The organism is Mitsuaria sp. PDC51 (assembly GCF_900113225.1).
In the GTDB taxonomy this organism is placed as follows: domain Bacteria; phylum Pseudomonadota; class Gammaproteobacteria; order Burkholderiales; family Burkholderiaceae_C; genus Roseateles.
The window spans coordinates 168,547-179,629 of sequence record NZ_FOZE01000004.1; the positions used below are offsets into that span (position 1 = coordinate 168,547).

An 11,083-nucleotide genomic window follows, 5' to 3' on the forward strand; every position below is an offset into this window, starting at 1 on the left:
GCCCTTGTCGTTTCATGCAACTGGAGTAGCAATGACTGACACCCCGATGGCCGACGAGTTCGGCGACTCGATTGACGTCGAGAACGCGCAGCGCCTCGGCGAGCTGCTGGCCGTGCTGGCCGGCCAGGCTGATCCGGATGCCCCGGCGATCACGCTGGACACGCTGGATGGCTACCTGACCGCGCTGCGCGTCGGCCCTTCGGACGCCGCGCCGATCCAGGCGATGGACGCGCTGTTCGGCGAGGACTGGCCCGCCGGCCTGGACGAGGAGGACCTGACCGACGCGTTCATGGAAGCGCTGCACGTGCGTTGGAACGAGATCGGCGACAGCCTCGAGCCGCAGCCGCTGCTGGAGGCGCCGGAGCAGATGCACCTGACGCCGCTGATTTCCGAATTCGATGAGGAAACCAAGGCCGAGTTGGTCGCGCAAGGCGCGATCACCGCCGAACTGCTGGAGCGCATGCCCGCGCCCGGCGCGATGTGGGCCCAGGGCTTCCTGCAGGCGGTCGAGGACACGCACGCCTGGACGCTGCCCGACGGCGACGGCGCCGACGACCTGCGGCTGATGCTGGAGGCGGTCGAGGCGGTGACGCTGGCGGCGGACTCGACGCCGCGCGCGGCCTACATCGAGAAGGCCTATGAAGAACCGGACGGCATCGACCAGAACGCGCTGATCGACGACATGCTCTTCACCGTGCAGGACCTGCGCCTGTTCTGGATGCAGCAACGGGTGCTGAAGGATGCGATCTCCGGCCTGGCGGGCGACGACTCGACGCACTGAGCCTCACACGGACATCACACCGACCACCGAACGCCGGCCTCGCGCCGGCGTTGTTCATGGTGCCGGCGGAGGGGCCTCGACGGCCTGGTTCGACCTCGGCCTGCCCGCGCGGTTCGTCCTTCCCAGGGCCCGGCGCGCCTTCAGCGTCAGAGCCGGCCCTTGCAATTCGGCGCGCCGCAGCGGCAACGCAATCGCCCCTCGTGATGGCTCTCGCCGTAATCGGCGCAGATCTCCTCGCCGGGCGCGATGTCGCGGATCGCGTAGAACTCGGCCCGTCCCTGCCGGATGCGCAGCACCGCGTTGGGCGCACAGCTGTGATTGACGTGGCGCAGCGCGCAGTCGGACTTCGTTGCGTCGATCGCCGTCTTGTCGGTCACCTCGACGACGTGGATGCGGCGTCGACCCTCGATGCGCCGGCGGGCCTCGCGCACCGGCACGATTTCGCCGCGCATCTCGCCGATCTTGAGTCGCGCCGGGATCGGCTCGGCGGCGAACACGCCCAGGCCATCGATCGGGCTCTTGTCCACGGTGAGCGCAAAGCGCTCGGCCGGCTGCGGCTCGCCCTTGCGACGCGCCGGTGCCTCGGTGGCAACGGCAGCGGCGGGGACGGGAGCGACGGAACTCAGTCGAGGCATGAAGACGAGGCGCGGTCCTGGCCGCGGAGAATCGGGAAAGGCGCATTGTCGCGCCGTTGCCACTCGCCGCCGGGCGCCGCCGGAAGTTCGCGGTTGACGGCCGCGACGCACGTCCAAGATACTGGCCCGCATGTCCCTCGCGAACCGCACCGTCTTCGTCGTCCAGCCGTGCTGCATGTGCCTGATGCATGCGCACCTGTGCGCACGCCAGCCGGGGCAGCGTCGATCGCGGTAGACCCTCCCCACGGATCCGGACCTCGACGTCCACCCCCTGGATCCCCGACTCCCCCCGACAAGGCCCGCGTTACCCGCGGGCCTTGTCGCTTTCCGCCCTCGGTCCTTCACCCCACCAGGAGACCCCGATGCAGACCCCGCCCCCTTCCCCCCGCGACCTCAGGATCGCCGACGGCCTGACGCTGAGGCGCCCGCGCGTCGAGGACGCTCGCGCCCATGCCGGGCTGATGGGCCATGCCGGCGTGCAACCCTGGTTGCTGCAGACGCCTTACCCCTCGGAACTGCAGTGGCAGGAGCGCTTCGGCAAGGCGCCCGACACCAGCAGCGGCGAACTGGTGCTGCTGGCCTTCGATGGCGACCGCCTGGTGGGGTCCGCCGGCTTGCATCCGGTCGGTCCGCAGGCCCGCCGTCGTCACGCGATGATGCTCGGCATCGGCGTGCATCCGGACGCGCACGGCCGCGGCGTCGGCTCGGCGCTGATGGACGCGCTGGTGCGTCACGCGGACGACTGGCTGGGCTTGCAACGCATCGAGTTGACCGTCTTCGTCGACAACCTGCGGGCGATCCGGTTGTACGAGCGCTTCGGCTTCGAGCACGAGGGGCGTCTGCGCGGTTTCGCGCTTCGCGAGGGTCGCTACGTCGATGCGTTCACGATGGCGCGCCTGCATCCGCGGCCGCCGGTGATGGAACGCTCCGAGGGATGAAATCAGGCGGCGCCACGCGGCGCCGCTTGTCCGGGCCGGCCCGGGGCGCGCGCCCTGTGCGATCAGTCCATCGAGACGAGCGCGCCTTCGGCGCTGCGCCGCTGGGTTTGCGCATGCAAGTCACCGTCGGAGGCGCGGCCTTGCGGTTGGGAGGAGCTGTCGGTGCTGCGGTCGGGAACCGCGGGCTGGGGGGCTGGCGGACGGCTGGGCTGCCGCTTGCCGGTGATCAGCAGGCGAGCCAGCTTGACGACCTCGCTGGCCTGCGCTGGAGCGGCGGGCAGGAGCAAGGCAACGCCCAGCAGGGCGGCCCCCAGCAGGGCCAGAGGATGCCGGTGGGCGGTCTGCGCTTGTCGTTGTCGGCTCTGCATGGTCTCCCCGCGCGAATCTGGATCTTGGCGTCGATGGTGGAGTATCGAAAGTCAGCCCCCTCGCCGCTAGAGGCTGGCGACGAATTGCGCCCTGGAGCGGCTGACTTGCGGTCAGGCGGGATGGGTTCACCCCGGCGAGGAGGCGCCGGCACCGGCCTGCGGCGCCCCGCGGCGCGTGGGTGCTCGCAGCCCCGCACCGCGCACCTCGAACCGGACTTGCTGCAGCACATGCCCGCGGTTGTCCAGCAGCGCGAGTTCATGACGCCCCGGCATCGGCAGCCAGTCCAGCGTTGCCCCCTGGCCAATGACGCGACCATCGAGGCGCCATCTGGCCGTCGCGCCGCGTTCGAGCCGCCCCTCATGGGCGAAACGAAGCCGCTGCGCTGCCGGCGGGATGTCCGGATCCAGGGCGTAGATTGCCCCGTCGGCGGGATTGCTGAGCGCGACGGCCGTGCCGGCGGACTGGATCACCGCCTGTTCGGTCCCGGCGATGAACCACTCCCGTCGCGGCGGCTCCTGCGCGCTGTCGAATCGCGTCTGCCGAGCGACCACCCCGCGGGGGGGATCGACCGACTCGGGCAACCGTCCCGCGTGCAAGGCCAGCATCACCTCGCGCCAGACCGGCGCGGCGCCGCTCACACCGGAGACCTGCTGCATCGCCTCCCCGCTGGAGTTGCCGACCCACACGCCCACGGTGTAGCGGCTGGTCCAGCCGACGCACCAGTTGTCCCGCATGTCCTTGCTGGTACCCGTCTTGACCGACGCCGGGAATGGCAAGGCCAGCGCGCTGGACAGGCCGAAGGTGAGCGCCCGCGCGTTGTTGTCCGCCAGCACGTCGCCGACGATGAAGCTGGCCTTGGGGTCCGCGACCTGACGGGACGATGCGCGCTTGCCGCCCGCCGCCCGCTGCCCGCCCGGCAGCGCCGCGTCGGCATACCTGCCGCCGTTGGCCAGCGCTCGGTAGGCGTTGGTCAGCCCCAGCAAGGTGACATCCGCGCTGCCTAAGGCCAGCGAGGGACCGTAAAAGCCGCCCGTCTCAGGCAAGCGCAGCCCGAGGGCATTGAGACGTTCGAAAACCGCCTCCGGCGTGAGCATCAGCGACAGCCGCACCGCCGGGATGTTGAGGCTGCTGCCCAGCGAAGCCCGCGCGCTGACCCAGCCGCGGTACTGCTTGTCGTAGTTCTGCGGCAGATAGAGTCCAGCCGCCGTCGCGATCTGGGCCGGTGAGTCGTCCAGCAGGCTCGCCGCCGTGATCAGGCGGCGCTCGATCGCCAGTTCATAGAGGAAGGGCTTGAGCGTCGAGCCGGGCTGCCGCCGGGCCAGCACATGATCCACCTGCGCCGACTCCGACAACTGGCTGCCGCTGGAGCCGACCCAGACCCGGACTTCGCCGCTGGCGTTGTCGAGCACGAGGACCGCGCCATCCTCGACCTGTCGACCGGACAGTTCCGCCAGATGCCGCCGCAGCGACTGGACGGCGACCCGCTGCCAGGTGGCGTCCAGCGTGCTGCGCTGCGCCGCGGGTCCGCCCGGCTGGAGCGCGAGGCGGGCGAAATGCGGCGCCCACTGCGGTGCGTCGGCCACCGTCAGCACCTTGCGACGCAGGACCGCCCCCACTTCGTCCACGAGGCCATCGCAGCTCTGACGCATCGCCTGCAGCACGCCGCAAGCCCGCGCGCTGATCGTCTCCACCGGCGAATTCGGCCCCCGCAGCATCGCGGCGAGCATCGCTGACTCTCGCGCGTCAAGTCCGCTCGCCCGCTTGCCGAAAAGCGCTTGCGCGGCGGCCGGCACCCCGACCAGTTCGCCGCGCAAGGGCACGCGGTTCAGATAAGCCTCGAGGATCTGCGCCTTGGTCCACTGGGTCTCCAGGCGACTGGCCACCCACGCCTGCCCCAGCTTCTGCCGGAAACTGCGGCCCCCCCGGCGCGCCAGATCCTCGTCGAGCAGACCCGCGAGTTGCATCGTCACCGTCGAGGCCCCACGCGTACGCGTGTTCCATAGGTTCGCCCAGGCGCTGGAGGCGACTGCCGACCAGTCGACGCCGCTGTGCTCGTAAAAGCGCTGATCCTCGGACAACAGCATGGCCCGCAACAGCGACGGCGACATGTGCTCGACCGTCACCCAGGCGAGGACGCGACGTTTCGGATCCAAGCGGACCGTCTGCAGGACCTCGCCGCGTCGGTCCAGCAACTGGAAGTCCGACACCGGATGCGAGGCGCGCGTCTGCGCGAAGGTGGGCAGCGTCTGGGCGCAGGCGCCCCCCAACAGCCCCACCAAGCCGGCGACAAACACAGCGCCCCGCTTCGCCGCTCGTGCAAAGCGGGCGCGCAAGCAGTCGCCGGCCCCCTTCAAGGCGCCACCTCCAAGGTGGCGTTGGGCAGCTCGCCGAACCGGTCGGGCGAGTACATCGCTTCGGCGCGTGTGGTCGGCATCTGGAAGTGCCCGGCATTGTTCAGGCGCACCGTGTAGGTCAGCACATGTCGACCGCGCGGCAGATAGCCGAAGTAGGCTCGCCAGGCGGTGAAGCTGCGCTCGATGAAATCGGGCCAGGCCTCACCCTCGGCGCGTTCTCCCTGGCTGTCGATCGTGCCCTCGAGAACGGCGGCGCCGGTCGGCAACGGATCGCTCAACACCACCCAGGACATGTCGGCCGCCGCCTCGACCTCGAGCCGCACTCGCATCACGTCGCCACGCGACCAACGCGGCGCCGCCTTCTGAGACACCGCCGTGACGGTCCGCTTCACGGTGTATCCCGAGTTCAGCGGCGCTTTCAAGGGAACGGCCGACAAGGCCTGGATCGTGGCCCAGGGCTTGCCCTCGCCCGACTGCTGGACCGACAAGGTGGCCTCGCCCGAAGCGGGCCAGGGCAGACGCAGTTCGCCGCCACCGGGCTTGCCTGTCCAGTCCAGCGTCGCGGAAGCGGTGGCGAGCTTGGCCTCGGTTCGCCCCTTCACCGCCTGCGATTCGAAGCGAGCGGAGAATTTTTCCAATGCGAGGGCCCCCCAGAGGTTCGCGGTCGTATTGAACCAGGCCCCTCGTTCCTGACGAGCGAGCGCGCCGACGACCAGCCGCGGCAGGTCCTCCTTCCATGCCGGATCGTCGACCAGCGCGAGGATCGCGCGCGCCGCCGTGGCGTCACCGCTGCCCATCAGCCACCAGGCATCACCCCCTTCGTTGACGAAACGCAACGTGGTTCCCGCGAAGCTCAAGCGGCTTCGCAACTGGTTCTGCGCCGCGGCGATCTGGGCAGCGCGGTCCGGCGCCGAGGCCATCCTCTGATGCAGCACCAACCAATCGATGACGGCGCTGGTGGGCCAGTTCGGCAGGTTGCGGCCGTCCACCGTCCCCAGCTGCCGCACCGTCGCCTTGTCGTGGCGCGCCAGCGCGGCCAGGGCGGCAATGCGCCGCGGTTCCTCGTCGGGCCGAGGCGACCAATGCCCACGTTCGATGCGCCCCTCCACGAAGGCGGCCAGGCCGTCGAGCGCCTTGGTGAGCTGCGTCGTAGGCAGGGCGCGCCCCGACTCCTGCGCGGCGGCCAGCAGATGGGCCGTCAGGACGTCGCTCCCCTGGGTGAGATGGCGCGACAGCGGGAAGTAGGCAAAGAGCCCATCGCTGTCCTGGTAGCTGGACAGCTGTCCCATCAGCCCCGCCCATGCGGCGTCGTCGTGCAAGGCGATGAATCGCGAACTCTGCTGCTCAAGGCAGGTGAACGGGTATTGCTCGAAGTAGCGCCTGACGCCGGGCAGCGCGCTCGACAGCCGAGGCTGAAGCCCGATCTGCAGTCCGCCACGTTTGACGCCCTGCGCCGGCAAGGCGTCGGCCGGAGCGGCGACGGGAAGGCTGAGCGGACCATCGAGTTGACGCAGTGTCGCCTGGAGCACCCGCAAGGGCACCGCCGCCTGGACGGCTTGCGTCGTCCGCATGGCGTCCTTGGCTCGCGCACCGCCCTGTTCCTCGGCTTGCGCTTCCCAGACGATGCGCTGCGCGCCTTCGGGGATCACGATGTCCCAACCTACTTCCTGCGCAGCGCCCGCCGCCAACTTCACGAGGCGTGCTTCCGTCGGCACCGGTTGCTCCCCGGCCTCCAGGCTGGCCTGCCCCTTGAGACTCACGCGCAAGTCCATTGCGCGCTGCGTCGCGTTGCGCACCGTGACCATGGCCTGGACGCGATCGCCTTCGCGCACGAGCGGCGGCAGGCCGGAGAGCAGTTGGAGGTCCTGGCTCACGTTGATGCTGCCCTCCCCCGTGCCAAAACGCTGCCCGGGCGCGTCCGCGACGGCAACCAGCCGAAAGCGCGTCAGCGAGTCGTTCAGCGTCACCTGGACGAGGGCTTCGCCCTGCGCGTTCAGCTTGACCACCGGCTGCCAGGCCAACAGCGTGTCGAAGAGTTCCCGCGTGGCGAAGCCGCCTCCACCACCGGCCGCCACCGCTTTCCGCCCGTAATGGCGCCGACCGATGATCTCGCTGTGCGCGGTCGCTGTCGTCACCCCCCAGGCGCGGCTCTGGATCATGCCTTCCAGCAGCTTCCAGCTCGGGTTCGGTGCCAAGGCCAGCAGGCCTTCGTCGACCGCCGCGAAAGCGATCTGCGCGTCGGGGACCGGCTTGCCATCCTGCGTGACCCGAAGCTTCACCTGGGCACTCTGGCGAACCCCATACTGGGGTTGCTGAGGCACCACCTCGACCTGCAGGCGATGCTTGGCCTGCCCGATCTCGATGGCCGCCATGCCGAACTTGAAGGAGGGTTTGGACAGGTCGACCATGGCCGTCGGCGGCTGGTAATCGCCGGAGGCCCGCCACTCACGCCACCAGTTGACCGGCTCGCGCCATCCCCAGGAGAAGAACGAATACCAGGGCACGTCACGCAAACGCCCCCGAAGGACCATCACGCCGACGTAGGCGTTCGGCGTCCAATTGCGGTCGATCTTCAAATCCAGCCAGGGATCACGCCCGGAGAGCCGCCGCACCTCGCTGTGGAGCACCCCTTCGCGTTCAACGGTGATCAGCGCGGTCGCCTCCCGGTAAGGCATGCGCACCTGGAAGCGGGCCGTCTCGCCCGGCTCATAGCGACGGCGTTCCGGGATCACGTCGATGCGGTCGTCGTTGTCCTGGGCGAACCACAGTTCACCGGCTCGCGTCACCCACAACGAGCGAGCGGCGCGCGCAGTGCGGCCACCCTCGTCCGCCGCCGAACCGAGCAGTTCGACCTGACCGCCCTGGTTCAGCTTGATTTCGCAGCGCATCAGTCCCATGGCGTCGGTCTTGCCGTTGCAGAGCTCTCCCAGGTCCTTCAGCTGGCGCTGATGCTCGTAGGCGTAGAAGCCTCCCACCAGACGCTTGCGCGTGCTCAGCGTCTGGATCTGACGCGCGCCCACGCTGATCTTCTGATTGGCGAGCGGCTTGCCGTTCGTGTCCAGCGCCACCGCCTGGATCTGCAAGGGCTGTCCGTTGGCGACCCAGCTCGGTGCGCGCAGGCCCACGACCACGTTCGCCGGCCACACGACTTGCGAAGCCGCACGCGTGTGCGTCTGGCCATCGGGATCCCGGTAGTTCAGCTCCACGCGCAGCTCGGATGGCCGGTCCACGGTGCCCTTCAGCGGCACCTTGAACTGGATCCCGCCTTTCGCGTCGGTCTGCAAGGCGAGCTTGTCGAGCAGCAACCGGCTCGTGCCGGCCGGACCGCCTGGAGCTTCGTCATCACCCGGGTCGCTTTCGCTCCCGCTGTCCGGCCCCTGCGCGGAGGGAGGATCGAACACGAAGTCCTCGAATCCTGGAAACTGGGCCCATCGAGCTTGCAACAGCGCACTCACCTCGGTCGCCGCCTTGGCCATCGGACCACCGGCCATGAAGTTCAATTGCGCCGCCCAGGATTGCTCCTGCGCACCGGGGGCAGGAGACTTCGGTGGAATCAGTCGCGCATCGACCAGCGGCACGCGGAACTCTTCCACCTTCACGCCGCCGCTGTCCCAACTCCGCGGTCCCGACGTTTCGCCGCTGCGCTCCATCACGAAGCGATAGCGTCCCAGCTTCGCGTCCGCGGGGACCTTCCAGGAACTCACGGCGTAGCGTGCCCCCTCCCAGCGCAGGTCCAGCGAGGCGACATCCTCGCCCGTCCCTTCGAACTGGATCCTCAGCCTGTTTGGCAGTTGATCCGCAGAAGGGTCGGAGAGACCCTGGACCGTCTCCAGACGGAAGAAATGCTTCATTGAGACCGTCTCACCGGCCCGCAGGAGAGGCCGATCGGTCACCGTATGCGCCCGTGCGGCGCGTTCAGAACCCCAGGCGACGGGCACGTTGAAACGCCACGGCTCGATGCCACGACTCCAACCGCTGAACATGAAGGCCATGTCCTGCGGCTTACCAGGCTGATCAAGCCGCGCCGTGATGAAGAGCCCCGACTCGGCAATGCACTCGCCACGCCCTCGATCCGCATCGAGGTTGGGGCGATCGATGCTTGCAAGTCCTCGCGCGTCGGTCCGCCCCGTCCACAGGGACTTGCCCCGACAGTCATACACCGACACCTGCGCCGATTCGACCGGACGACCTCCATCGAGCGAGGTCACCCAGACGAGGCTATCGTCTTTTCCCAGCTTGAAGTGCAGACCGAGATTGGTGACCAGGGTTCCGGTCCGGACGAACATCGGCTGAACGGGGTCGAGCAGCGATTGTCCGAGCTTCGGCGACTTCAGCTCGAGCACGTGATAGCCCGGTTGCGACAGCGGAATGCCGATCACGTCGATCGCCTTGTCCGGATTCGGTGGCGGTACCGTCATCGACTGCAGATCCGCCGCGCCCTTCAACCATTCGGACTTGCGGTCTTCCCATTCGTTCTGCTTGTGCAGCCGACCGTACCAACGAAGGATGTCAACGTCGTCGCTGATGCGCTTGATGCGTAGATGTCCGCCAGAACGCGGTTGCAGATCCGCTTGCACGTGCCGCATGCTCAGGGGCACGAGGCTGGGGCCCTTGAATTCCCACTCCACGATGCCAAAAGGTGCCGCCGCGAACTTGGCCAAGGGAGGCGCGGCGGCGGTCCGGATCTTCATCGGAAAACTCGCAGCGTTCGAGAGCGTTCGGCCACTCTCGTCCTTGATGCCAGGAGGGAGCTCCAGGACATAGTCCTGCTGTTCGGCCAGTGGCGCAGGAAAGCGCAACGAGGACAACGCGTTCGTCGAATCCTGATCCTGATCTGTCGGCAGAACCGGCGACAGGCTGACACCGCCTGGGCCCTTCAGCCTCACCTTGAGCGCTTGCTCTCTGACGATCGGCTCAGAGAAGGACACCGACAGGGGACGCACCGGTAGGCACGGCGCATTCGCGCGCTCACGTTCACAAGAGAAGTCCGCCGTCAGGGGAGGACGCACGGAGAAGTGCAACCGCCGCTCCCCACGTGTACGTACCGCCGCGTTGGATGCGCCAGTAATCCCGGGCCCCCAAACGAGACTGGCATCCGCGCCTGCTGGCAGCGGTCGTTTGCATGCAACAAGAATCCAGATCTCGCTGTCGGTATGCCGCTGCCCGACGGTTCGAAGTGCTGCATCGCGCTCCGCATTCGGCCGCAGCTCCACGGGAATGCGCTCACCAAGTGCCTTCGATTCGCACCACATGTTGGGCGCGACCGTGTCCAAGCGCGGCGTTCCGGACAGTTGGAGCAGGAAACGCTGATCCTCCTCGATGCGCCCGCCTTCCCATGGCCTCACCTGTCGCACGGTTGGCGCGCTCAGCTGGAACATGAACTGTTGAGCGCCGGACCAGCCCGGTGTCGCTCCGCGCGCGGTGGGGCGGAAATCGGCGCGCGCGGTGACAACGCACTTCGCGCCGGCGGCCAATGGACGGGAGAAGTCGAAGATCCACTCGCGCTCGTTAGTCCATCGACCTGTGCCGGCGACGTCGATGCCGTCGCACCGCAGCTCGACAGGACTAGGCAATCGGGGATCTCCGATACGTGCGACCTCAGCCTTGAAACGAACGACAACGTTCTGAACCGTAGCGATTTCTCCTTGAGGAGAAACGGACGCAATTTCGGCCGCGTTACAGGACGCGCCGATCGAAAACAATGCCAGTAGCGCCAGCTGCAAAAAGCTCGCTGTCTTTCGTGCTCGATACACACTCGCTCCTCGGAATCCCGGACGAGCAAGCAGTCTATTTCGCGCAAGACTGAAAACACAGCCCCACAAAAGGGGCCATCGCATCCCCCGAAAGTCGGCCGGGTGTTCAGCGCATCATTGACGATCGGAGAGATGCCGGAGAGCGGCATCCCAAATGCAAAACCCCTCGACTGTTTCCAATCGAGGGGTTTGCCGGATATTAGCCTGACGATGACCTACTTTCACACGGGAATCCGCACTATCATCGGCGCTG

The 11,083-nt window shown here is 68.0% G+C and carries 6 protein-coding genes; 2 read left to right on the plus strand and 4 right to left on the minus strand.

Annotated elements, in window-relative coordinates; genetic code table 11:
• Window positions 1–31 precede the first annotated feature (31 nt).
• Entirely contained in the window at window positions 32–781 is a 750-nt protein-coding gene (locus BM393_RS24755) for a UPF0149 family protein (RefSeq protein ID WP_091734157.1), read from the plus strand.
• Between the two features lie 146 nt (window positions 782–927).
• Here the strand turns inward: BM393_RS24755 and BM393_RS24760 are convergent, their stop codons facing one another.
• Complete coding sequence (locus BM393_RS24760; protein ID WP_254783604.1) at window positions 928–1,593, minus strand: SET domain-containing protein; 666 nt, start codon at window positions 1,591–1,593, stop codon at window positions 928–930.
• A gap of 185 nt (window positions 1,594–1,778) precedes the next feature.
• Between BM393_RS24760 and BM393_RS24765 the strand changes: the two genes are divergently transcribed.
• The gene (locus BM393_RS24765) at window positions 1,779–2,354 is read left to right on the plus strand and encodes a GNAT family N-acetyltransferase (protein WP_175538502.1); all 576 of its coding nucleotides are present in this window, start codon (window positions 1,779–1,781) and stop codon (window positions 2,352–2,354) included.
• Between the two features lie 62 nt (window positions 2,355–2,416).
• On the opposite strand, the gene BM393_RS24770 is transcribed toward BM393_RS24765, so the two are convergent.
• The 3 genes from BM393_RS24770 to BM393_RS24780 all read right to left on the minus strand — a co-directional run bounded on the left by BM393_RS24770 (window position 2,417) and on the right by BM393_RS24780 (window position 10,830).
• Complete coding sequence (locus tag BM393_RS24770) at window positions 2,417–2,722, minus strand: hypothetical protein (RefSeq protein WP_091734163.1); 306 nt, start codon at window positions 2,720–2,722, stop codon at window positions 2,417–2,419.
• A gap of 126 nt (window positions 2,723–2,848) precedes the next feature.
• On the minus strand, window positions 2,849–5,077 hold the full coding sequence (gene pbpC / locus BM393_RS24775) for a penicillin-binding protein 1C (protein WP_254783605.1): 2,229 nt from the start codon (window positions 5,075–5,077) through the stop codon (window positions 2,849–2,851).
• Complete coding sequence (locus BM393_RS24780; RefSeq protein WP_175538503.1) at window positions 5,074–10,830, minus strand: alpha-2-macroglobulin; 5,757 nt, start codon at window positions 10,828–10,830, stop codon at window positions 5,074–5,076. The genes pbpC and BM393_RS24780 overlap by 4 nt, the downstream gene beginning before the upstream one ends.
• Between the last annotated feature and the right edge of the window lie 253 nt (window positions 10,831–11,083).

What these genes read in the sequence shown, in the direction of transcription:
- BM393_RS24755 (WP_091734157.1), top strand. Translation starts at nt 32, where the DNA reads ATGACTGACACCCCGATGGCCGACGAGTTCGGCGACTCGATTGACGTC.
- BM393_RS24760 (WP_254783604.1), bottom strand. Translation starts at nt 1,593, where the DNA reads ATGCAGCACGGCTGGACGACGAAGACGGTGCGGTTCGCGAGGGACATG.
- BM393_RS24765 (WP_175538502.1), top strand. Translation starts at nt 1,779, where the DNA reads ATGCAGACCCCGCCCCCTTCCCCCCGCGACCTCAGGATCGCCGACGGC.
- BM393_RS24770 (WP_091734163.1), bottom strand. Translation starts at nt 2,722, where the DNA reads ATGCAGAGCCGACAACGACAAGCGCAGACCGCCCACCGGCATCCTCTG.